The following is a 23,225-nucleotide window of genomic DNA, read 5'->3' as shown; positions in this document are numbered from 1 at the left end:
GGGATGCATCGCCCAGAATCCAAGGACCACAGTGTAGTGGCCGCCCCCCTCAATCCACACCCCCTGGCCCGCATGATCCGCGACGAGATCATCGAGCGCCGTGGGTGGATGCGCTTCGAGCGCTTCATGGAGCTTGCCCTGTATGCCCCCGGTCTGGGCTACTACAGCGGTGGTCGCCGCATTCTGGGCCGTACCCCGGAAGATGGCAGCGATTTCGTCACCGCCCCCGAACTGACCCCCTTGTTCGGCCAGACGCTGGCCAAACAGGTCGAGCAGGCGCTGGATGCCACCGGAACCGACGAGGTCTGGGAATTTGGCGCGGGCTCAGGGGCCCTGGCCGAGCAGTTGCTGGGGACCTTGGGCAGCCGCATCCGCCGCTACACGATTCTGGATGTGTCCGGCACCTTGCGTGACCGCCAGCACCAGCGGTTGCGCAAAGCCCTGCCTGAGCTGGTCCACAAGGTGGTCTGGGCCGACAGCCTGCCCGAGACGCTGGAAGGCGTGGTCGTGGGCAACGAGGTGCTCGACGCCATGCCGGTGCACCTGCTGCGCTGGAGTGGCGAACAATGGCAGGAACGCGGCGTGGGCTTGGCCCCCGAGGACACCCCGGAAGCCCCTGTGTTTGCCTGGGTGGACCAGCCGGCGCCTGAAGGGGCACGCCCCAGCACCGAACACACCGATGCCGAGTTCGTGCCCGGCACCGTGGTGGAAAGCCACGGCGAAGCCGAAGCCTTCATCTCCACTCTGGCCAGCATGATGACGCGCGGCGCCGCGTTCTTCATCGACTACGGCTTCCCGGAAGCTGAGTACTACCTGCCCCAGCGCATCGGCGGCACGATCATGTGCCACCACCTGCACCAGAGTGACCCTGACCCGCTGACCCACGTGGGCGAAAAGGACATCACCACCCATGTGAACTTCACCGGCATTGCCCTGGCCGGACAGGAAGGTGGCTGGGAAGTGCTCGGCTACACCACGCAGGCGCGTTTTCTGATCAATTGCGGGCTGCTGGCCCAGATGGGCACGGCAGGACAGCCGGAAAGCACCTCGGCCGCAGACTTCAAGACACGCGCAGCCGTGCAGATGCTGCTCACCGAGCACGAGATGGGCGAACTGTTCAAGGTGATCGGCTTCGTCAAGGGTGAGTGGTTCGATGCCATCGGCTTCGACGAGGGCGACCGCACCCATACGCTCTGAAAAGAAAGGCTGCCGACAAGCAAATCCGTGCAATGAAAGCCCCTGGGAACACCCAAGATTGGTGCAAAACCGGATAATGCTGCCCATGCTGCAACAACGCACCCTCAAATCATTGACCCGCGCCGTTGGCGTTGGCCTGCACAGTGGCCAGCGCGTCGAACTGACGCTGCGCCCCGCGCCCGCCGACACCGGCATCGTGTTCCGTCGTGTCGACCTGCCCAATCCGGTCGACATCCCGGTCAATGCCAAGACGGTGTGTGACACCCGCATGGCGACAACCATCTCGCCCGGTGGTGACCCAGGCGCCCCGAAGGTCAACACCATCGAGCACCTGATGTCGGCTTGTGCCGGGCTGGGGCTCGACAATGTCTACATCGACATCACGGCCGAAGAAGTACCCATCCTCGATGGCTCGTCTGCTGCCTTTGTCTACCTGCTCCAGAGCGCCGGCATCGAGCTGCAGAAGGCGCCCAAGCGCTTCATCCGGGTGCTCAAGCCCGTGGAGGTGCGCGAAGGCGAAGGCCGCGCTCTGAAATGGGCCCGCCTGGAGCCGTATCACGGCTACAAGCTCACCTTCGAGATCGATTTTGACCATCCGGCGGTCGACCAGACTGGCCAGCGGGTCGAGTTCGACTTCAGCACCGGCCAGTACAAGCGCGACATTGCCCGCGCCCGCACCTTCGGTTTCACCAAGGATGTGGAAACCATGCGTGCGCGAGGCCTGGGCCTGGGCGCCAGCATGGACAACGCCATCGTGGTGGATGACTACCGGGTGCTCAACAGCGATGGCCTGCGCTACGACGATGAATTCGTGAAGCACAAGATCCTCGATGCGATTGGCGACCTGTACGTGGCCGGCCACGCCCTGCTGGCCAGCTACACCGCCTTCAAGTCGGGCCATGCGCTCAACAACGTGCTGCTGCGCGCACTGCTGGCGGACAGCACGGCCTACGACATCGTCACCTTCGAGGACGAAGCCCGGGCGCCTCGCGGCATGGCCGAACTGGCCCCGGCCTGGTAAGCCCGGCGGACACATGGGCTTGCTGTATCGGGCATTGGCCCTGCTCGCCTTGGGTGTGCTGCTGAGCAAATTGCTGCATCAACTCACCGGCGACGCACTGTGGCAGCGGGCCAGCAAGGCCCTGCTGAAATGGCTGGTGGTGGCGATCCTGGTGGTGCTCGGCGCCCTGGTGCTGCGACGCGGTGCCATGTTCATCTGACCCCGTCCGGACACCCCAGTAGTCCGAAAATCCTATACAAAACCCCGGGCAAACCCCCTGACAGACTCAGGGTTGTTCCTCCTACGATGCGGACATCAAAGCAAGGTTCGCCAAAGCAGGAAGTCGGGCAGGTGTCATGAGCAGTCTGTTCGGCCGCAAGAGCGACCGAGGAGACGCCATGAACTACGAAGAACTGTACCGTCGCTCCATCCATGACCGCGACGGCTTTTGGGGTGAGCAAGCCAAGCGCATCGACTGGCACCGCCCTTTCGACACGGTATGCGACTACAGCGAACCGCCGTTTGCGCGCTGGTTCGCAGGGGGGCAGACCAATCTGTGCCACAACGCCGTCGACCGGCATGTGGCCGCGCGCCCCGACCAGCCCGCGCTGATCCACGTTTCAACCGAAACCGGCAAGGAAGAGATCCTCACCTACGCCCAGTTGCACGTCGAAGTGCAGCGCATGGCAGCCATCCTGCAAAGCCTCGGCGTGCGCAAGGGTGACCGGGTGCTGATCTACATGCCCATGATTTCCGAAGCCGTGGTGGCCATGCTCGCCACGGTGCGGCTGGGCGCCATCCACTCGGTGGTGTTTGGCGGCTTTGCCAGCCACTCGCTGGCCAGCCGCATCGAAGACGCCACACCGAAGGTGGTGGTGTCTGCCGACGCGGGCTCACGCGGCGGCAAGGTGGTGCCCTACAAGCCCTTGCTCGACGAAGCCCTGCAACTGTCTGCCCACAAGGTAGAGCGGGTGCTGATGGTCAACCGCGGCCTGGCTGAAGCCACCATGCTCAGCCCGCGCGATGTCGACTATGCCGAAGCGCGTGCCGCTCACATGGATGCGCAGGTGCCCTGCGAGTGGGTGGATTCGACCCACCCCAGCTACACCCTCTACACCAGTGGCACCACCGGCAAGCCCAAGGGCGTGCAGCGTGACACCGGCGGCTATGCCGTGGCGCTGGCGGCCTCCATGGAGCAGATCTACTGCGGCAAGCCAGGTGAAACCTTCCTGTGCACCAGCGACATCGGCTGGGTGGTGGGCCACAGCTACATCGTCTATGGCCCGCTGATCTCCGGCATGGCCACCATCGTCTACGAAGGCCTGCCGATCCGTCCTGATGCCGCCATCTGGTGGTCCATGGTCGAGAAGTACAGGGTCAGCGTGATGTTCTCGGCACCCACGGCCATCCGTGTGCTCAAGAAGCAGGACCCGGAGTGCCTCAAGCGCCACGATTTGTCCTCGCTCAAGCATCTGTTCCTGGCGGGTGAGCCGCTCGATGAGCCCACCGCCCGCTGGATCGCCGATGCCATCGGCAAGCCCATCATCGACAACTACTGGCAGACGGAAACCGGCTGGCCCATCCTGAGCGTGGCCCGCGGTGTGCAGCCGGATCAACCCACCCGCTTTGGCTCACCCGGCGTGCCCATGCTGGGCTACAACGTCAAGCTGCTCAACGACCTCACTGGCGAAGACCTGACCGAGCCCAATCAGAAGGGTGTGCTGACCATCGAGGGCCCGCTGCCCCCCGGTTGCCTGCAAACCGTCTGGGGTGACGATGCCCGCTTCGTAAAGACCTACTGGAGCACCTTCAAGCGTCAGGTCTACAACACCTTCGACTGGGGCATCCGCGATGCCGACGGCTTCTACTTCATCCTGGGGCGCACCGACGACGTGATCAACGTGGCCGGCCACCGCCTGGGCACCCGTGAAATCGAAGAGGCCATCAGCAGCCATGCCGGTGTGGCCGAAGTGGCCGTGGTCGGGGTGGCGGACAGCCTCAAGGGCCAGGTCGCCCATGCCTTCGTGGTGGTGCGCGACCCCGCCCGCGTGGCCAGCGATGCCGACCGCCAGGCCCTGGAAAAGGACGTGATGCACACGGTCGACAGCCAGTTGGGGGCCGTGGCCCGCCCGGCGCGCGTGCACTTCGTCAACGCCTTGCCCAAGACCCGCTCGGGCAAGCTGCTGCGCCGCGCCATGCTGGCGGTGTGCGAAGGCCGCGACACGGGCGACCTCACCACACTGGAAGACCCAACCGCCCTGCAGCACATCAAGGACGTCGTCCAGCGAGGCAACTGAACCTTGCCCCACCAGGCGGTTAACGCTCAGACAGCCGTCTGGTGGATCACATCCCGCACACGCGGGTAGATCTCGTTTTGCCAGCGGCGGCCACTGAAGACCCCATAGTGGCCCACACCCGTCTGCACATGGTGGTTGCGCCAGTAGGGGCGCACCGCGGTGCACAGGTCCTGCGCCGCCACCGTCTGCCCGACCGAACAGATGTCGTCGCGCTCCCCTTCGACCGTGAACAGCGCCGTGCGGCGAATGGCCTTCGGGTCGACCACGGTGTCGCGCCAGGCCAGCACGCCACGCGGCAAGTCGTAAGTCTGGAACACCTTCTCGACCGTTTCCAGATAGAACTCGGCCGGCAGGTCGCTCACCGCGAAATACTCTTCGTAGAAATCGCGTGTGTGACGGGCCTTGGCATGGTCCCCTTCCGACAAGGCCACATACATGTCCTGGAAGGCCTTGATGTGGCGCTCCATGTTCATGCTCATGAAGGCCGACACCTGCACGAAACCCGGGTAGACCTTGCGGAACGCACCACGTTGGCCCAGCGGCACCGTGTAGATCATGTTCTCGCGGAACCAGTCGATCGACTTGCTGGTTGCCAGTTCGTTGACGCCGGTGGGGTTCACGCGGCAATCAACCGGCCCGGCCATCAAGGTCAGGCTGCGGGGTTGGGCCGGGTGGGCGTCCTGCGCCATCAGCGCGGTGGCGGCCAGCGCTGCCACACAGGGCTGGCAAATAGCCACCATGTGCGAGCCCGGGCCCATGCGCTCCAGAAAGCGGATCAGGTGTTCGGTGTACTCGTCCAGACCGAAGCGACCGTGCTTGAGGGGCACATCGCGGGCGTTGTGCCAATCGGTGATGTACACATCGTGGTCCTGCAGCAGGGTACGCACCGTGTCACGCAGCAAGGTGGCGAAGTGCCCTGACATGGGCGCCACCAGCAGCACCCGCGGCTGCTCCAGGTCGCGGTCCTTGCGGAAATGCAGCAAGGTCCCGAAGGGGGTGACCAACACCGGCTCTTCGGTGATGCCACACGTCATGCCCTGTGAGACCACCGACTCGATCTGGTAGGACGGACGGGCATGCGTCATGCCCAATTGCGAAAAGACATCGTTGACCGCGGCCACGCTGCGGGCAAACATGCCCCCCGCAGCCAGTTCATGCGGGGTCGGCTGACTGGGGCCGTCCGGCAGGATCTGATGGATCCAGTCGGATACGCCGCGGGCCATGACACGCCAGGGTTCCAGCATCGTGTGCTGGGCCTGATAGCTTGAATACAACATGCACAGGTCCTGTGAGGAATTCAGGACAGGACCAGCAAGTTACGCGCCACATTCGACATGGCACGTGCCTTGCATTTCGGGTTTTACCTTTTGTCGCAGCACGAACCGACCGCCATGGCCACCACCGCCCCCACGCGCCCCCGTTCCGCCAAGACCCCGACGGCCAAGGCGCCGGCTCCCAAGGCCAAGCCCCCTGTTCCGAGCGACGCCACCCTCACCATCACCAGCAAGAACTACTCGTCTTGGTCGCTGCGCGGCTGGCTGCTGGCCCGATTTGCAGGCCTCGACTTCACCGAGCACGTGCTGCCGCCAGACGACCCCAGCACCCGGGCCGAAATCCTGCTGCTGTCCTCGTCCATTCTGGTGCCGGCACTCACCCACAAGGGCATCAAGGTATGGGACACCCTGGCCATCGCCGAGTACCTCAACGAAACCTGCCCGGACGCCCACCTGCTGCCAGCCGACCCGCAGGCCCGCGCCTTGTGCCGCGCCATTTCCGGCGAAATGCACTCGGGCTTCTCCGCCCTGCGCTCGTCCCTGCCCATGAACCTGCGGGGGCACTTCCCCGGCTTCAAGATCTGGTCGCGCGCCCAAGCCGATATCGACCGCATCTGCACCATCTGGCGTGATTGCCTGGACGCCTATGGCGGCCCCTTCCTGTTTGGTTCGCAACGCACCATCGCGGACGCGATGTACGCACCGGTCTGCACCCGCTTCACCACCTACGACGTCAAGCTCGACCCGGTGTGCCGGGCCTACTGCAACACCATGCTGGGCCAGCCCGAAATGAAAGAGTGGATCAAGGCCGCCAAGGCGGAACAGATCGACAACATCGACGAACTCGACGTCGAGTTCTGATTCCCTGAAGCGGGGCAACATGGCCCCGAACTGGGGCAGACGCACCACACTGCCCCGTTGCCGGCACAATGGCGGTCTTGCACACCTTTTTCGGGCGCCACCGCGCCAGACCGATCCATGAAGCCCACCCCCAAGCTCTCCGACGCCGAAATCAACGAACTGGACACGCTGCTCGAAGCCGTGCCCGCACCGCATGAAGCGGTCGACGCCGTGATGCTGGATGGCTACCTGGCCGGCGTGATCGTGCAACCGATCCAGATCGAACCCGAGCAGTGGCTGCCGCCCATCTTTGGCGAAGCCGGCTTGCCGGTGCCAGGCCAAAACGGCTGGACCGAAGCCCAGCACAGCCGTCTGCTGGCCCTGATCCAGCGCCGCAAGGACGAAGTGCTGCGTGGCATTCTGGAAGAAGGCTGGTTCGACCCGATCGTGCCGCAGCTGGAAGACGAAGAAGGCAACCTGCTGACCGGCAAGGATGCGCTCGAAGGCCTGGGCTACTGGTCTGCCGGCTTCGAGTGGGCGCTGGCCAACTTCCCGCAACTGGAAGACCTCGGCGCCGCTGGCGTGCCCGATCTGCTGGACTCGATCTGGCGCCACCTGCCCGATCAGGACGAAACCCAGCGTGAGATGACCAAGGCACTTGACCAGGAACACCCGCTGCGCAATCTGGATGAAGCCATCCAGGCGCTGGTGTTCGACGTGGTCGACCTGGCTCAGGTCGGCATTGCCGAGCGCCACAAGGTCACCACCGTGAAGCACGAACAGCCCAAGGTGGGCCGCAACGACCCCTGCCCTTGCGGCAGCGGCAAGAAGTTCAAGCAGTGCCACGGCAAGGACTGAGTCCAGCTTGAACATCCAGATCCTGTCGGACCTGCACCTCGAAACCGAGGTGTTCCAACCCGAGCCCGCCCCGGGGGCCGATGTGCTCGTCGTGGCAGGTGACGTCGACAGCACCTGGCAAGGGCTCAGCCTGTTTGCCAACTGGCCTGTGCCCGTGCTCTATGTGCCAGGCAACCACGAGTTCGACCAGCGCGATGTGGACGAAGCACTGGCCGGCCTGCGCACACGCTGTGCCGAGCTGGGCCTGATCATGCTGGAGCGTGACCACTGCATCCTCAACGCGCCGGATGGCCGACGGGTGCGCTTTGTGGGCACCACGCGCTGGTCAGACTTTGATCTCTTTGGCGAGCAGCACCGCGCCAAGGCCATGCGGGCTGCCAGCTACTACGTGAGGGTGATGCGGGCCAGCCGCCATGGTGCGCCCTTCGACCCTGCGGCCGTGCGCGACGAGGCCCTGTCCAGCCGGGCCTGGCTGGCGGACACCTTGCGAGAAGCGCCCACCGCCGCCACGCCATGGGACGTGACCGTGGCCATCACCCACTTCGGCCCCAGCCTGCGCAGCGCCGACCCCCGCTATGGACGCCAGCCTGGCACGGCCAGCTTCTGCAATGCCGATGACGCGCTCTTGCCGCATGCAGCCCTGTGGATTCATGGCCACCTGCACTGCCGGCACGACTATGTGGTGGCGCATGCCCAGGGCGAAACCCGCGTCGTCAGCAATGCGCGCGGACACAGTTTCAAGGGCGAGGCCGACGGCTACGACGGCCTGCGCTGCGTCAGGCTTTGACGCCCCCGAGCCTCGGGTAAGGCACTGATCACTGTTGCACGCCAGCGCTGCTGTACTTCGTGACGAAGGCATCCTCTGAGCCCGTCACGGTGTTGCCATCCAGCCCCCCCGATGTGCGGCCGGTGATGAACACCTCGCTGGATTTGTTCACAGCCACGGCATAGCCCCGCGTGATGACACCCACCACGCCCAACTGCAGGGTGAATTGCTTCGTGCCACTGCTGTCGAACTTCGCCAGGAACGCGTCTTCAGAGCCCGTCAGAGAATTGCCATCCAGACCGCCTGAGGTATAGCCGGCCAGATACACATTGCCACTGCTGTCAACCGCCGCGCCCGCATTGATGGCCTCGAAACCGGTCACGCCCAACACTGCCGAAAACTGCTTCGTCCCGCTGCTGTTGAACTGCACGAGGAAGGTATCGCGAGAGCCCACCAGCGTGTGCCCATCGAAATCACCGGTGGTGGTACCGGCTACATTCACACGCCCGTTGCCATCAATCGCCACCGATTTGGCCATCACGCGGCCCGACGTCGAGCCCATCTGGCGGGTCAGCAGCGCATTCCCGCTGCTGTCGAGCTTCATCAGGAACAAGTCATACTCACCCGTCTGGGTCTGCCCATTGAGGCCGGCCATGGTGTCGCCAACCACGTAGACGTTACCGGACGAATCAAGTGCCACCGCCGTGCCCTCGGTATTGGAGCCAGACACCCCGAACTGCTTGGTGTACTGTTTCACACCGCTGCTGTTGTACTTGCTGACGAACACATCGGTATGGCCGGCGCTTGTATTGCCATCCAGTCCACCGGCGGTGTACCCCACCACATACACATTGTTGCTGGCGTCTACAGCAACGGACGTGGCGCGCGTCTCGGCGCCCCCCACACCGGTCAGTTTGGTGAACTGCTTCGTGCCGCTGCTGTTGTATTTGATGAGGAAGGCGTCGTAGGAGCCCAATCGCGTCTGCCCATCAAGATCACCACTCGATTGACCCACGACATAGACATTGTTGTTGCCGTCGACCGCGACACCGTAGCCAACGGCCTGACCACCGGACACACCCAACTGCCGGGTGAACTTCCTGTCACCACTGCTACTGTATTTCGTGAGAAACACATCATAAATGCCTGCCAGGGTGTTGCCATCCAGCCCGCCAGACGTGGTGCCCGCGACATACACATTGCCGCTGGCATCAGTGGCGATCGCAACACCATCGGTACTGACACCCGCCGCACCCAACTGCTTGGACCCCGACCAGGTGCTGGGCTCAGGTGAGCCCCCGCCACCCCCACCACCGCCGCAAGCGGACAGCAAGGACAAAAGCGTGGCAGTCGCGGCCACCATCATGGCGCGTTGGAAAAGCTTGATGCGCTTAGGGCTCCCGGGGCGCCTTCTGAACACACCGACCAAGGGCCATGTGACACACCGACGCCGCATTGTGAATGAACGGTGAAGTTATAGCACCGAACAAACCCACAGACTCACCCGCAGACTCGGCCCCGAGTCGCACTACACTTGGTTGCCAGCCCTTGTGCTCGCACCTACTGATACAAGATTGAAGAGGACACCATGAAGATCTTGCTTCCCGTTGACGGCAGCCCATACACCAAGCGCATGCTCGCCTGGTTGGCCACCAACGAAGAATGGCTGAAGGCCCCGCACGAATTCGTCATCCTGACCGTGGTGCCCCAGGTGCCGCCCAATGCCGCATCGATGTTCCCGCCTGACGAGCTCAAGAGCTATTACAACGACACGGCCGACGCCATCTTCAAGCCCATCCGCAAGTTCCTGGCCAAGCATGACCTGGGCACCCGCTATGTCAGCAAGACCGGCCACGCCCCGGAAGTGATCTCCAAGCTGGCCGAAAAGGAAAAGTGCGACATGATCATCATGGGCACGCACGGCCACGGCAACTTCCTGAACCTGATCATGGGCTCGGTCACCAACCAGGTGCTGGCCCGCACCAAGCTGCCAGTACTGCTGGTTCGCTGACGCGCTACCCTGGCCTCGGCGCTCAAGGTGCCGATGCCGCAGAGGCCGCCGACGCGGCCCCTCCTGCTGGGGTCGTGCGCACCACCACACCCGGCGTCAGCGAGATGTCGTCCACCGCGGTGACGTGGGTGACGAAGTAGCGTGTATCGCCAAAGCAACTGGTGGGCAGCCCCACCTTTTCTTCGTAGTGCAGGGCGACACGTTTGCCCATCAGCTGGTTGATCTGCTCGGCCACGGCATCATCGTGCACCGTGAAGTAAAACTTTTCGGCCACCATGCCGGGTGCGGCCACCATGGCCTGCTCACCTTCCCAGGTCTTGCAGACCCAGCCTTTTTTCGACAGTTTCTGCACCCAGCCGGCACGCTCACCCGTGGAGTAGCTCCACCTGACTGCCAGCGTCAAATAGCCGGCAAACAGGCCGATGAGGATGAGCAGCGGCAGGAGCACACGCTTGAACAACAGAGACATGACAAGACGGCGTCTTCAGTGCAGATGCAGCATCTTGACATGAAATCCGTGCGCGTCAGGCCAGCTTGAAGCCACCCACCATGTCCTGCAGGCGCGCAGCCTGATCGCGCAGGCTGGTCGCGGCGGCGCTGGACTCCTCGACCAATGCGGCGTTTTGCTGGGTGGTCTGGTCCAGCGTAGACACCGCCTGGTTGACCTGTGACACCCCCAGATGCTGCTGCTCGCTGCTCGTGGCGATCTCGGACACCATCCCGCTGACCTGCAGCACACGCTGCACCAGGCGATCAATGGAATCGCGGGTCTCGGCTGCCAGGCTGTAGCCGGCATCAATGCTTTCCACACTGCTGCCGATCAGGGTCTTGATTTCACGTGCGGCCGTGGCCGACCGTTGTGCCAGGCTGCGCACCTCGGATGCCACCACGGCAAAGCCCCGACCCTGCTCGCCGGCACGGGCGGCCTCCACCGCGGCATTGAGCGCCAGGATATTGGTCTGGAAGGCGATGCCGTCAATCACCGAGTTGATCTCGGCAATCTTGGCGCTCGATTGCTTGATGGCTTCCATCTTGTGCACCACCTGACCAAAGATGTCGCCGCTCTGGCGCGCATCCTGGGAGGCCTGGGTGGCCACATCGTTGGCCGCCCGCGCCGTGTTGGTGTTGTTGCTGACCGTGGAGGCAATCTCTTCCATCGATGAAGCCGTCTGCTGCAACGATGACGCCTGGTTTTCAGTCCGCGCACTCAGGTCCAGATTGCCCTGGGCGATCTGAGTCGCGGCCGTCGCCACCGACTCGCTGGCAGTCTTGATGCCATCGACCATGCCGCGAAACTGCAGCATCGCCTCACCCAGCGACTGCACCATCTGGCCGATCTCGTCACGCTGCTCAATGCGCACCACACGGCTGAGGTCGCCCTGTGCCAGGCTTTGCGTCATGTGCAGGGCGGTTTCAACCGCACGGGTGGTCTGCCGGACCACCAGCCACGTCAGCACGCCGCCCAGCGCGGCGATCAGACACACGGCCACGGACACGACCACAACCAGAGTCCAGGCCTGCTGCCCACGCGCGGCGAACAAGCCATTCAACTGCACGATGACTTCATCGGTCAGTGCATATTGCGCCTTGATGGCGTCGGTCATGTCGGCAAAGAAGCGCGTATCGTTCAAATCACCAGCTTGTCCATCGATGATCCTGGCTACCAGGGTGTGGGCTGCGACCTGCCCTTTGTCCGCAGCCTCGCGGCTGGCGGCCAATGCGGCAGGCACCGCCTGTCCGCTCGCAAAAGCTGCGGCAAGGTCTCGATGCAGGTCGTCGGCATAGGCCACGGCCAACTCGCTCATGGACTTCAGTTGCACCAGACCGGGGATGTCACTGGCTTTGCTGGCCAGCATGGCCGCGCCACGTCCACGCGTCAGGGCAAGCTTCTCCGTCATCCTAGGCAGGTCGCGCAATGCCGCCACGATCAGGTTGTAGGACTCGGTATCGGCGTCCAGCGCCAGCCCGCTGACGGCCATTTCCTGTTCGACCAGCGCCAGTTGACGAGCCACCAGTTTGGTGTGGCGCTGCAGGCTCTCGCCCGCCGTCAAACTGCCGCCTGACACAGCAGACTGCAGCGCACGCCAGTCTTGCTGAATGGCCTCCATGTTCTTGCCAACATCGGGCTGCGCCGCATCCTGCAATGCCTTGCCCAGATCAGCATAGGCCACTCCGAGTGCCTGCTGACGGGCCAGCACATCGTTGCGCTTGCTGCTGTTGCCACTGAGCATGGCAGCTGACAGGCCTCGGTGCTCCTGGGTCAGCTTGACCACCTGCAGCATCTGCTTGGACAACGCCACACCGTTGCCCTCTGCCTTGAGAACCCGAACCTGCTCGAACAAGCCCCCCATCAACCAGATGGTCGGAATGCCCGCCATCACCAGGGCCAACAAGCCCAGCAGTGCGAATTTCTTTTTGAGGGCCAGATTGCCCACCCATGTGCTCAGCATGATTCAGACTCCATTGGTCTCTGTACTACTTTTATCAACGGCCAAGCGGACGACCGCACCCAATGTGTCTCTCTCGGGGGCCCGCCGACACCAGCGGGACGAATTTCCCCCTGCTCACGCCCCAGCGGAGCCTGAACAGGCGTTCTATCGGTGGTAATCGGACAATCTTGAGTATCAAACCGTAACTTGCCGAATTCCCTAGAATGTTTGCGCCCCACGCACTGCCCGCAAACAAGGTCGTCCATGTCTGTCATCCGCATCCGAGGTGCTCGCCAGCACAACCTCAAGAATCTCGATCTCGACATCCGGACCGGTGAGCTCACCGTGGTGACCGGCCCCAGCGGCTCTGGCAAGTCATCCCTGGTGTTCGACACCCTCTATGCCGAAGGCCAGCGGCGCTATGTCGAAACCTTCAGCGCCTATGCCCGCCAGTTTCTGGACCGCATGGATCGCCCTGCTGTCGACAGGGTTGAAGGGGTGCCTCCGGCCATTGCCATCGACCAGAGCAACCCGGTGCGCACGTCGCGCTCCACCGTGGGCACGATGACGGAGCTCAATGACCACCTGAAACTGCTCTACGCCCGCGCAGCGCGGCTGTTCGACCAGGACACGGGCCTGCCGGTATCCGAAGACTCCCCCTCCTCGGTATTCCAGGCCTTGCTGGCACGCTGTGCCGCTACCCCGGGCGGGCGCCGCGTGGTGGTGACCTTCGCTGCCGAGTTGCCGGCCAACACCAGTGCCGAGCAAATGGAAGAGTGGCTGTCTGCCAGTGGTTTCTCCCGCATCCAGGCGCAACGTGAAGTCGCCACCCCCACCGGCCCGCGCCTGGTGCTGGATGTGGTGGCCGACCGCTTCCGCATGGGCGCCGACCCGGGTGGAGCGGATCTGGACCGCCCCCGCGTCATGGAGGCACTGGAAGTGGCCTTCAAACGCGGTGGCGGACAGATCACGGTGTATGCCCTGCCGGAGGGCGACCAGGACGAGGCCGAGCGCTGGCGTTTTTCCAGCGGCCTGCACTGCCCCGAAAGCGACCGCCGCTACAGCGCGCCCACGCCGGGCATGTTCTCCTTCAACTCGGCTGCGGGTGCCTGCCCTACCTGCCGGGGCTTCGGGCGCGTCATTGGGGTGGACTGGGGGCTGGTGATCCCAGATGGCCGCAAGACCCTGCGCAGCGGCTGCGTGAAGCCCATGCAAACCCCGGCCTGGGCAGAAAGCCAGGACGATCTGCTGAAGTACGCCGGGGACGCCGGCGTGCCGCGCGACACGCCCTGGTCTCAGCTGAGCGAAGCCCACAAGCAATGGGTGATCGACGGCGACCCCGGCTGGAAGGGCAACTGGAACAAGCAGTGGTATGGCCTCAAGCGCTTCTTCGAATACCTGGAGAGCAAGGCCTACAAGATGCACATCCGGGTGCTGCTGTCCAAGTACCGCAGCTACACCCCCTGCCCCGACTGTCTGGGTGCCCGACTGCAGACCGAATCCCTGCTGTGGCGTCTGGGCAGCCGTGACGACGCCCATGCCGTGCTGGCCCCGGCACAGCGCTTCATGCCCAAGGGCGTGGGTCTGACAAGATCGGCCTTTGAGATCTTGCCTGGCCTGAACCTGCACGATGTGATGCTGCTGCCCATCAAGCAGCTGCAGCGCTTCTTTGCCTTTGTCACCCTGCCGGACACGGCCGAGGGCGAGGCTCTGCAACTGTTGCTCGATGAAATCCGCAACCGCCTGAAGTACCTGGTCGATGTCGGTCTGGGCTACCTCACGCTGGACCGCCAAAGCCGCACCCTGTCCGGCGGCGAGGTGCAGCGCATCAACCTGACCACGGCGCTCGGCACCTCACTGGTCAACACGCTGTTTGTGCTCGACGAGCCCAGCATCGGCCTGCACCCGCGCGACATGGACCGCATCAACGAGGCCATGCAGCGCCTGGTCGATGCCGGCAACACGCTGGTGGTCGTCGAGCACGACCCGGCCGTGATGCTCGCCGCCGATCGCGTCATCGACATGGGCCCCGGCCCCGGCCACCAGGGCGGTCGCATCGTGTTCGATGGCACGCCGGACGAACTCAAGCAGGCTGAAACCCTCACCGGCGCCTACCTGGGTGCCCGGCGCACCATCAGCCTGGGTGTACGCCGCCCGGTTGAAGACAACACGCCCAAGCTGATCCTGCAAGGCGCGCGTCAGCACAACCTGAAGAACCTGGAAGTGAGCTTCCCGCTGCAACGCCTGGTGGGCGTGACCGGGGTAAGCGGATCGGGCAAATCAACCCTGATCCAGGACATCTTGCACCCCGCGCTGCTGCGCCATTTTGGCGAGGCCACGGAAAGCCCCGGCGAGCACGACGAGTTGCTGGGAGCCGACTGGCTGGCCCATGTGAGCTTTGTCGATCAGTCCCCCATCGGCAAGACGGCGCGCTCGAACCCGGCCAGCTATGTGGGTGCCTTCGATGCGGTGCGCACGCTGTTTGCGACGACCCCGCTGGCGCGTGAGCGCAAGTACACCGCCGGGACCTTCAGCTTCAACGCGGGCACGGGCCGCTGCCCGACCTGCGGCGGCTCGGGTTTCGAACATGTGGAGATGCAGTTCCTCAGCGACGTCTACCTGCGCTGCCCGGACTGCGATGGCACGCGCTTCCGCGCCGAGGTGCGCGAAGTCACCATCGAACGCATGGGCAAGTCGCTCAGCATCTCGGATGTGCTGGAGCTGACCGTGGCGGAAGCCGTGCGCCTGTTTGCGCAGGATGTCGACGTGGTGCGCGCCCTGCAGCCGCTGGCCGATGTGGGCCTGGACTACGTCAAGCTGGGCCAGCCGGTGCCCACGCTCTCGGGCGGCGAAGCGCAGCGCCTGAAGCTGGCCGGCCATCTGGTCGAAGCGGCCCAGCAGCGCAGCAAGTCGGGTCAGAAAGTGGCACGCAAGGGCACGCTGTTCCTGTTCGACGAGCCGACCACCGGTCTGCACTTTGATGACATCGCCAAGCTGATGCGGGCCTTCGCCCGTTTGCTGGAAGCGGGCAACTCCATCATCCTGATCGAGCACAACCTGGATGTGATCCGGGCCTGCGACTGGCTGATCGAGTTGGGCCCCGAAGGCGGTGACGAAGGCGGCCAACTGGTGGCCTGCGGCACGCCGGACGATGTCCGGGCCGGCTCGACCCACACCGGCGTGGCCTTGCGCGACTACGAGCAGGCCATGGGCCTGGCGCAGTCGGCCTTGAAGGTGGAAGAAGGCCGATCGCTGCAGGCCCTCGTCAAGGCCCGACGCGACCAGCGCCGTGCCAGGGCCTTGCAGGCGCCCGGCCACGAGGCCATCGAAGTGGTCAATGCCCACGAGAACAACCTCAAGGGCATGAGCGTCGCGATCCCGCGGGGCAAGTTCAACGTGGTCACCGGGGTGTCCGGCTCAGGCAAGTCCACCCTGGCGTTCGACATCCTCTTCAACGAGGGTCAACGCCGCTACCTCGAATCGCTCAACGCCTATGCCCGCAGCCTGGTGCAGCCCGCTGGTCGCCCCGAGGTGGATGCGGTTTACGGCATTCCGCCCACCGTGGCGATCGAACAGCGCCTGTCACGCGGCGGACGCAAGAGCACGGTGGGCACCACCACCGAGGTGCACCACTTCCTGCGGCTGCTCTTCGTCAAGCTGGGCGTGCAGCATTGCCCGAACTGTGTGGATGGCGAAGGCCACCCCGTGCCCGTGCTGCCGCAGACGCCAGAAGCCATCACCGCGCAATGGATGCGCGACTACCGCGGCCAGCACATCGGTCTGCTCGCCCCCCTGGTGGTCAACCGCAAGGGGGTCTACACCGAGCTGGCCAAGTGGGCCTCGGCACACGGCTTTGAATACCTGCGTGTGGATGGCGAGTTCCTGCCCAGCGCCGGCTGGGGCACCAGCAAAGGTCCCAAGCTCGACCGCTACCGCGAGCACACCATCGAGCTGCCCGTGGGCGATGTGTTCGTGTCCCCCGAAAACGAAGCCCGCCTGCGCGAGCTGCTGACCACGGCACTGGAACACGGCAAGGGCATCGTACACCTGCTCGCCCCGCTGGATGGGTTGGCCGATGCGCTGGCCAACGGCAAATCGACCCTGCGCATGGGGCGCGTCAAGGTGTTCTCGACCGAGCGCGCCTGCCCCAGTTGCGGCACCAGCTTCCCGGAGCTGGACCCGCGTCTGTTCTCGTACAACAGCAAGCATGGCTGGTGCCCTGATTGCGTCGGCACCGGTCTGGCCCTGACCCGCGAACAGCGCAAGGTACTGGATGACTCGCAGGCTGGCGAAGACAACAAAGGCCGTGAGCAGACCTTTGCCGAACCGGATGTGGACGACGTCAGCGACGCCGCCTGCGCCAGTTGCCATGGTGCCCGACTGAACCCGGTGGCCCGTGCCGTCACCCTGCGTGGCCAGTCGATCGCGGCCTTGTCGGGCCTGTCGGTCAAGGCCGCCCACGAGTGGTCTGGCAGCCTGAAGCTCGATGGCCGCGAGGCCACCATCGCCCGCGACATCGTCACCGAGATCAAGTCGCGTCTGCGCTTCATGGAGCAAGTCGGGCTGGGCTACCTCAGCCTGGACCGAGCTGCGCCCACCCTGTCGGGCGGCGAGGCCCAGCGCATCCGGCTGGCAGCCCAGCTCGGTTCGAATCTGCAAGGCGTCTGCTATGTGCTCGACGAACCCACCATCGGCCTGCATGCGCGCGACAACCGCCTGCTGCTCGATGCCCTGCACACGCTGGGTCAGGAGGGCAATACCCTGGTGGTTGTCGAGCACGACGAGGACACCATCCGCCGCGCCGAACACATCATCGACATCGGGCCAGGCGCCGGTACGCGTGGCGGTCAGGTGGTCGCCCAGGGCACGGTGGCCGACATCATGGCTTGCGAAACCTCGGTCACCGGCCGCTGTCTGCGTGAGCCCATGGTGCACCCACTGGCCGAACGCCGTGTGATCGCCGCCGACACGCCCGAGCTCATGATCAAGGGCGCGCGTCTGCACAACCTGCAGAACGTGACCGTGCCCGTGCCCCTCAAGCGCCTGGTAGTGGTCACCGGCGTGTCGGGCTCTGGCAAGTCCACCCTGGCGCGCGATGTGCTGCTGGCCAATGTGCATGCCGCCGTCAGCATCCCACCCAAGCAACGCGCCACCACGGCCCCGCTGTGGACTGGTTGCGATGGCATCGAAGGCTGGGGCGCGGTCGACCGTGTGCTGGAGGTCGACCAGACCCCGATCGGCAAGACACCACGCTCCTGCCCGGCCACCTACATCGGCTTCTGGGACACCATCCGCAAGCTGTTTGCCGACACGCTCGAGGCGCGCGCGCGCGGCTGGGCTGCCGGCCGCTTCAGCTTCAACACCGGCGACGGCCGCTGCCCCGACTGCGAGGGCCAGGGCCTGCGCACCATCGAGATGGCCTTCCTGCCTGACGTGAAGGTGCATTGCGACACCTGCGACGGCATGCGCTTCAATGCCGAAACACTCACCGCCACCTGGCGAGGCAAGCACATTGGCGATGTGCTGAAGATGGAAGTGGACGAGGCTGTCGACTTTTTTGCCTCCATGCCAGCCATTGCCCACCCGCTCAAGCTGCTGCAGGACGTCGGCCTCGGCTACCTTACCCTGGGTCAGCCCTCGCCTACGCTGTCGGGTGGTGAAGCCCAGCGCATCAAGCTCGTGACCGAGTTGAGCAAGGTGCGCGACGACGTGACCCGCCGGGGCAACAAGGCCCCGCACACCCTGTATGTGCTCGACGAGCCCACTGTGGGCCTGCACCTGGCCGATGTCGAAAAACTCATCCGCGTCCTGCACCGGCTGGTCGATGGCGGTCACAGCGTCGTGGTGATCGAACACGACCTCGATGTGATGGCCGAAGCCGACTGGGTCATCGACATGGGGCCGGAAGGCGGCACCGGCGGGGGCCGCGTGGCAGCCGCAGGCACCCCCGACGACATCATCAAGGCCAAGACACACACCGGCCAGGCACTCAAGGCGCACAAACGTCGTTGACAAGGGCGTCATACAGGCGTCATCAGTGCGTCATCAGTGCGTCATCGTGACCCGACAGCATCCCTGACTTTGTGGTCTCCGCCAGTCAGGGGTGCATGTCATGGATCGTCGGCAGTTTCTCAAGTTCAGCAGTTTCCTCACCACCACGGCCATCACCGGCAACCTGGCCGGCTGTCTGAGCAGCGGCGGCGGCGATGACGAAGTCCCCGATGCCAGCGGCAGCAGCTGGAAGTTCCCGCAAAGCGTGGCATCGGCCGACCCGAAGCCGGACAGCATCATCCTGTGGACCCGCGTGGTGGGCAGCAGCCAGTCTGACGTGGAAACCACCGCAGACGACAACGACGTCAAGATCCGCCTGATCGTCACGGCGGTCGACAACAGCAGCCTGCTGGGCACGAACACGGCACTGACCGGTACGGCCTTGCTCGACACCAAGGTCACTGCCTACGGAGCCTATGACAGCACCATCCGCCACAAGCTCACCGGGCTGAGCGCGGGCACCACCTACTACTACCAGTTCGTCGCCGGCAGCGTGCGCTCCAATGTGGGCCGATTCAAGACGGCACCGGCCACTACCGCCGAAGTGTCGCAACTGAAGTTCGCCTTCATCACCTGCCAGGACTGGACCATCAACCACTGGGCGGGCTACCAGCACATCGTCGACAACGAAGAGATCGACTTCTTCCTGCACCTGGGGGACTACATCTACGAAACCGTGGGGGAAGACTTCCAGACCGGCACGGTCGAATCGCGCCACACCACCCTCACCCTGCCCGATGGGGTCTACAAAAGCGGCAGCTCGGGCGCCAAGTACGCCAGCACCCTCAACGATTACCGCTACCTCTACAAGACCTACCGCACCGACAGCCGCCTGCAGGCCATGCACGAGCGCTTCGCGATGATCGCCATCTGGGACGACCACGAGTTCTCGGATGACTGCTGGCAGGATGCCGAGACCTATGACGTCGGCACCTATGACAGCACGACCGGCACCGGCGACAACACCCACCAGACCAGCCGCCGCCTGCACGCGAACCGTGCCTGGTATGAGTTCATCCCGGCTGACATCAGCTACGACTCGGCCAGCACCAGCATCAACGGCATCCAGATCTACCGGGACTTCCAGTTCGGCCAGCTCGCCCACCTGGTGATGACCGACGAACGGCTCTATCGCGCAGACCACATGATCCCCGAGGCGCTGATTGGCTCGAGCACCGGTTCGCGCTACATGGTACCGGCCAGCTACCGCACCAGCTTCGAGTCGGCCAAGATGGCCGCGGCCACCACGGCGGGCCTGGCAGACACGCTCAGCCCTGTGTCCATGCTGGGCACCACCCAGCGTGCCTGGTGGAAGACCAAGATGTCGTCTGCCACCACCACCTGGAAGCTCTGGGGCAACGAGGTATCGCTGCTGCGCATGGGCCTCAATGGCACCAACGCCATCGCCACCCTGGTGGCCTTGAACTCGGTGAGCACACTGGTGACCAACATCACCAACGCCGCCAGCGGCTCCAGCGTCGAGCTCGCTTCGGCCATCGTCGCAGCCGTCACCGCCGGGGCCTCCAGCGCCAACGCACAAGCGGGGGCTATCGCCATCGCGACCGCCGACGCCACTTCCGCCGACAAGCAAACCGCAGCCGTCAATGCCGGCCTGACCGCCGCACAAGCGGCCATCGCCGTGAGCGCCTACTCGGCCGCCAAAGCGGTATCCAGTTCAGGTACCAGCGTCGCCGCCACGGCAGCGGCACAGGTCATCGCCTTTGGCTACATCAAAGTTGACATCCGCACCAATGGCGCCAGCTCCAGCTTTGTGTCCTCCCTCGGACTGGACAACTACTTCACCAAGTTCCTGCTCAACTGCGACCAATGGGACGGCTACAACGCCGAACGCCAGCAGTTGATGAATTACCTGCTCGACAACAGCATCAGCAATGTCGTGGCCCTCACGGGTGACATCCACGCCTTCTTTGCCGGCACCGTCAGCAACAACTTCGATGCCACCGACGGGGGTACCGCCGCCATGGTGGATCTGGTGACCGCCGGCATGAGCTCTGACTCCTTCTTCACCTACCTCAGCGATGCCGTCGGTTCGTTGTCATCGAGCCTGGCCACACTGGTCTACTACACCCTGTCCATCCCCACCGGCACCAGCTACGGCACGCTCAGCGTGAACTTCAACCTGCTGGACTACACCATGGGCCGCGCAGCCCCAACGGTGGCCCAGTTGGCTGAACAGGTCCGCGTGCAGGTACGGGGTGCGCTGGCCGAAGCCGGTGCGCCAGAAAGCAGCCTCGACACGCTAACCACAGCCATCCTGACTGCCCTGGAAGCCGACAGCAGCTTCAACACCTCGCTGCTGGCCCTCGCGCAGCAACTGGCCAGCCTGGATTCCAATGCCTGGTTGAAATATGTCTGCACCGATGCCCAGGGCTATTCGCTGGTCACGCTCACCCCTGGCCAGCTGGTCTGCGAATTCCGTCAAGTCAACCGCCTGGTCGGCACAACGGCGCCCAGCACCAGTGTGATCGCCCGCACCACCACCGCCACGGTGACCGCGGGCAGCGCTGCCGTGGCCATCAGCTGAACACGACCTCAGACACAGCTGGACACAACGTTAAACGAGACAGCAACACCACAGCAACACCTCGGTCCTAGCGTAAAGGGGTCGGTTCTGCACCCGCAGCCGGCCCCTTTTTCATTTGTCGAAAGGACCACCCAGTGGACACACACGAACACGGACTGCAGCAGGACCTCGAAGCCATGGCCAGGCAAGCTGCCCGCCGCAAAGCACTGGGCTGGCTGGGCGCGCTGGGGGTGGCCAGCACCGTGCCGCTGGTTGCCTGTGGCGGCGGCGGGTCGTCCAGCGACAGTGCCACCAGCAGCAGCGACAGCAGCAGTTCCGACAGCTCCTCGGGTTCAAGCAGCAGCTCCAGCAGCTGCTCGGTGATCCCTGAAGAAACGGCCGGGCCCTATCCAGGCGATGGTTCCAACACAGCGAGCGGCTCGGTCGTCAATGCCCTGACCCTCAGTGGCATCGTGCGCAGTGACATCACCAGCAGCATCGGCTCGGCCAGCGGCACGGCCACCGGCGTGCCGCTGACCCTCGTCCTCACGCTGAAGAACGCCTCCTGCACCACACTGGAGGGCTACGCCGTCTACCTGTGGCACTGCACCAGCAATGGCAACTATTCGCTGTACTCATCGGGCTACACCGACCAGAACTACCTGCGCGGTGTGCAGGCCACCGACGCCAGCGGCCAAGTCACCTTCGAAACCATCTTCCCAGGCTGCTATTCAGGTCGCATGCCACACATGCATTTCGAGATTTACCGCAGCCTGACCACGGCCACCAGCTATAGCAACAAGCTGGCAACCTCGCAACTGGCCTTCCCGCGCGACATCTGCGAACACGTCTACGACAACGCCTCGGGTTATGGCAACAGCGCCAGCAACCTGTCCCAGATCAGCTTTGCCACCGACAACATCTTCAGCGATGGCTACACCCTGGAGATGACCTCGCTGACAGGCGACCTCACCAACGGCTACACCGCCACCATCACGGTGAGCATTTCAGTCTGACACCCGCCGGGGCGCTCAGCCAGCAGGGGTCTGCAAGCCGAGTTGATGGGCCCACAAGGCCAGCGACAACAAAGCTCCCACGGTTGTCCACAAAATGATGCGGGCCACCAGGCCCGTGTCCACCCGGGCACGCTCGGCCAGCATCGAGACATTGCTGGCCGAAGGCAGCGCCGCCGCCATCACCAGCGTCATCCAGCCCAGCGACGAGATCTCGACCCCAGCACGCTGCAGGGCCCAACCCGCGCCCAGCACGGCCGCCGGATGCACCACCAGCTTCAGCACGACCGGCAGCGTGACTGGCGCTGGCTTGCGGTGGGTTTCTGCCTGCATCTGCGCACGCGCCAGAATGCCGCCCAAGGTAAACAAGGCCACCGGCGTCGCCGACTGCCCCAGCATCTTCAAGGTTTCATCCAGCGGATGGGGCAAGGTGAGCCCGGCTGACGCCACGGCCACGCCCAAGGCCATGGACCACAGCAGCGGGTTCTTCATGGCACCGGCCAGTGCCGTGCGCGCGGCCTTGGCATCAGCCCAGGCCAGACACAGGGAACTGAACAGCACCACGTCGACCAGAAACGTGGCTGCCAAAGGGCCTGCCGCCTGGGGGCCCAGCAAGCCCATCAGCAACGGCAAACCCAGAAAGCCCGTATTGGGAAACACGGTCGCCAGGGCTGCATAGGCCGCATCGCGTTGACCCAGACCCTGCCTCCAGGCCCAGAGCGCCACCCCTGCCAGCACCACGGCGCCGCCCAGCCCGTAGGCCAGCAGCAGGCTGCCAAAGCCCCCGTGAGACAGCACCCCACCTGCGCCAAGGCGCAGCAGCAAGGCTGGCAAGGCAAAAAACAGCACGAAGACATTGAGCCCGCCCAGGCTGTCTGGCGGCACGAACCTGCGCCGCACAGCCACCCACCCCAGCAGCACCAGCGCGAAAAACGGAATGAACAACTCCACCAAGGTCAACATCG

16 protein-coding genes are annotated in these 23,225 nt (G+C 64.4%); 11 read left to right on the top strand and 5 right to left on the bottom strand.

The annotated features are described in order from the left end of the window. The first annotated feature begins 3 nt into the window (after positions 1-3). From ACE3PH_RS08725 to ACE3PH_RS08710, 4 genes are all read left to right on the top strand, one after another. On the top strand, positions 4-1,197 hold the full coding sequence (locus ACE3PH_RS08725) for a class I SAM-dependent methyltransferase (RefSeq protein ID WP_374317954.1): 1,194 nt from the start codon (positions 4-6) through the stop codon (positions 1,195-1,197). Positions 1,198-1,282: 85 nt separating this feature from the next. After that, complete coding sequence (gene lpxC, locus ACE3PH_RS08720; RefSeq protein ID WP_374317952.1) at positions 1,283-2,218, top strand: UDP-3-O-acyl-N-acetylglucosamine deacetylase; 936 nt, start codon at positions 1,283-1,285, stop codon at positions 2,216-2,218. 13 nt (positions 2,219-2,231) lie between these two features. Beyond that, a complete protein-coding gene (locus ACE3PH_RS08715) occupies positions 2,232-2,417 on the top strand; it encodes a hypothetical protein (protein WP_374317950.1) in 186 nt (61 codons plus the stop codon). A gap of 136 nt (positions 2,418-2,553) precedes the next feature. Next, entirely contained in the window at positions 2,554-4,494 is a 1,941-nt protein-coding gene (locus ACE3PH_RS08710; RefSeq protein ID WP_374317948.1) for a propionate--CoA ligase, read from the top strand. A gap of 26 nt (positions 4,495-4,520) precedes the next feature. On the opposite strand, the gene ACE3PH_RS08705 is transcribed toward ACE3PH_RS08710, so the two are convergent. Continuing rightward, a complete protein-coding gene (locus ACE3PH_RS08705; protein ID WP_374317946.1) occupies positions 4,521-5,771 on the bottom strand; it encodes a polyhydroxyalkanoate depolymerase in 1,251 nt (416 codons plus the stop codon). 114 nt (positions 5,772-5,885) lie between these two features. On the opposite strand from ACE3PH_RS08705, the gene ACE3PH_RS08700 reads away from it, so the two are divergent. From ACE3PH_RS08700 to ACE3PH_RS08690, 3 genes are all read left to right on the top strand, one after another. Further along, positions 5,886-6,629: a glutathione S-transferase family protein gene (locus tag ACE3PH_RS08700; RefSeq protein ID WP_374317944.1), complete on the top strand. Its 744-nt coding sequence runs from the start codon at positions 5,886-5,888 to the stop codon at positions 6,627-6,629. 117 nt (positions 6,630-6,746) lie between these two features. After that, entirely contained in the window at positions 6,747-7,466 is a 720-nt protein-coding gene (locus tag ACE3PH_RS08695; protein WP_374317942.1) for a UPF0149 family protein, read from the top strand. A 7-nt stretch (positions 7,467-7,473) separates the two neighbouring features. Then, on the top strand, positions 7,474-8,253 hold the full coding sequence (locus ACE3PH_RS08690; RefSeq protein WP_374317940.1) for a metallophosphoesterase: 780 nt from the start codon (positions 7,474-7,476) through the stop codon (positions 8,251-8,253). Between the two features lie 28 nt (positions 8,254-8,281). Here ACE3PH_RS08690 and ACE3PH_RS08685 read toward each other — a convergent pair whose 3' ends face one another. Further along, a complete protein-coding gene (locus ACE3PH_RS08685; protein ID WP_374317938.1) occupies positions 8,282-9,598 on the bottom strand; it encodes an SBBP repeat-containing protein in 1,317 nt (438 codons plus the stop codon). 222 nt (positions 9,599-9,820) lie between these two features. On the opposite strand from ACE3PH_RS08685, the gene ACE3PH_RS08680 reads away from it, so the two are divergent. After that, positions 9,821-10,243: a universal stress protein gene (locus ACE3PH_RS08680; protein WP_374317936.1), complete on the top strand. Its 423-nt coding sequence runs from the start codon at positions 9,821-9,823 to the stop codon at positions 10,241-10,243. Positions 10,244-10,265: 22 nt separating this feature from the next. Here the strand turns inward: ACE3PH_RS08680 and ACE3PH_RS08675 are convergent, their stop codons facing one another. Next, on the bottom strand, positions 10,266-10,712 hold the full coding sequence (locus ACE3PH_RS08675) for a hypothetical protein (RefSeq protein ID WP_374317934.1): 447 nt from the start codon (positions 10,710-10,712) through the stop codon (positions 10,266-10,268). 55 nt (positions 10,713-10,767) lie between these two features. Then, positions 10,768-12,693, bottom strand: coding sequence for a methyl-accepting chemotaxis protein (locus ACE3PH_RS08670; protein WP_374317932.1), 1,926 nt, complete (start codon positions 12,691-12,693; stop codon positions 10,768-10,770). Positions 12,694-12,936: 243 nt separating this feature from the next. Between ACE3PH_RS08670 and uvrA the strand changes: the two genes are divergently transcribed. The 3 genes from uvrA (at position 12,937) to ACE3PH_RS08655 (ending at position 22,263) form a co-directional block, all read left to right on the top strand. Beyond that, positions 12,937-18,684 (top strand): excinuclease ABC subunit UvrA, encoded by a 5,748-nt coding sequence (gene uvrA, locus ACE3PH_RS08665; RefSeq protein WP_374317930.1) that lies wholly within the window; start codon positions 12,937-12,939, stop codon positions 18,682-18,684. 100 nt (positions 18,685-18,784) lie between these two features. Then, positions 18,785-21,268, top strand: coding sequence for an alkaline phosphatase (locus ACE3PH_RS08660; protein WP_374317928.1), 2,484 nt, complete (start codon positions 18,785-18,787; stop codon positions 21,266-21,268). 134 nt (positions 21,269-21,402) lie between these two features. Then, on the top strand, positions 21,403-22,263 hold the full coding sequence (locus ACE3PH_RS08655; protein ID WP_374317926.1) for an intradiol ring-cleavage dioxygenase: 861 nt from the start codon (positions 21,403-21,405) through the stop codon (positions 22,261-22,263). 15 nt (positions 22,264-22,278) lie between these two features. Here ACE3PH_RS08655 and ACE3PH_RS08650 read toward each other — a convergent pair whose 3' ends face one another. Then, on the bottom strand, positions 22,279-23,223 hold the full coding sequence (locus ACE3PH_RS08650; protein WP_374317924.1) for an AEC family transporter: 945 nt from the start codon (positions 23,221-23,223) through the stop codon (positions 22,279-22,281). Positions 23,224-23,225 lie beyond the last annotated feature (2 nt).

It is taken from the genome of Aquabacterium sp., assembly GCF_041909175.1.
Classification (GTDB): Bacteria; Pseudomonadota; Gammaproteobacteria; order Burkholderiales; family Burkholderiaceae_C; genus Aquabacterium.
This window is presented reverse-complemented; position numbering and strand designations above follow the sequence as displayed.

Excerpts from the sequence above, each read along its gene's own strand:
- ACE3PH_RS08725 (WP_374317954.1), top strand. The coding sequence starts at position 4 with ATGCATCGCCCAGAATCCAAGGACCACAGTGTAGTGGCCGCCCCCCTC.
- lpxC (WP_374317952.1), top strand. The coding sequence starts at position 1,283 with ATGCTGCAACAACGCACCCTCAAATCATTGACCCGCGCCGTTGGCGTT.
- ACE3PH_RS08715 (WP_374317950.1), top strand. The coding sequence starts at position 2,232 with ATGGGCTTGCTGTATCGGGCATTGGCCCTGCTCGCCTTGGGTGTGCTG.
- ACE3PH_RS08710 (WP_374317948.1), top strand. The coding sequence starts at position 2,554 with ATGAGCAGTCTGTTCGGCCGCAAGAGCGACCGAGGAGACGCCATGAAC.
- ACE3PH_RS08705 (WP_374317946.1), bottom strand. The coding sequence starts at position 5,771 with ATGTTGTATTCAAGCTATCAGGCCCAGCACACGATGCTGGAACCCTGG.
- ACE3PH_RS08700 (WP_374317944.1), top strand. The coding sequence starts at position 5,886 with ATGGCCACCACCGCCCCCACGCGCCCCCGTTCCGCCAAGACCCCGACG.
- ACE3PH_RS08695 (WP_374317942.1), top strand. The coding sequence starts at position 6,747 with ATGAAGCCCACCCCCAAGCTCTCCGACGCCGAAATCAACGAACTGGAC.
- ACE3PH_RS08685 (WP_374317938.1), bottom strand. The coding sequence starts at position 9,598 with ATGATGGTGGCCGCGACTGCCACGCTTTTGTCCTTGCTGTCCGCTTGC.
- ACE3PH_RS08680 (WP_374317936.1), top strand. The coding sequence starts at position 9,821 with ATGAAGATCTTGCTTCCCGTTGACGGCAGCCCATACACCAAGCGCATG.
- ACE3PH_RS08675 (WP_374317934.1), bottom strand. The coding sequence starts at position 10,712 with ATGTCTCTGTTGTTCAAGCGTGTGCTCCTGCCGCTGCTCATCCTCATC.
- ACE3PH_RS08670 (WP_374317932.1), bottom strand. The coding sequence starts at position 12,693 with ATGCTGAGCACATGGGTGGGCAATCTGGCCCTCAAAAAGAAATTCGCA.
- uvrA (WP_374317930.1), top strand. The coding sequence starts at position 12,937 with ATGTCTGTCATCCGCATCCGAGGTGCTCGCCAGCACAACCTCAAGAAT.
- ACE3PH_RS08660 (WP_374317928.1), top strand. The coding sequence starts at position 18,785 with ATGGATCGTCGGCAGTTTCTCAAGTTCAGCAGTTTCCTCACCACCACG.
- ACE3PH_RS08650 (WP_374317924.1), bottom strand. The coding sequence starts at position 23,223 with ATGTTGACCTTGGTGGAGTTGTTCATTCCGTTTTTCGCGCTGGTGCTG.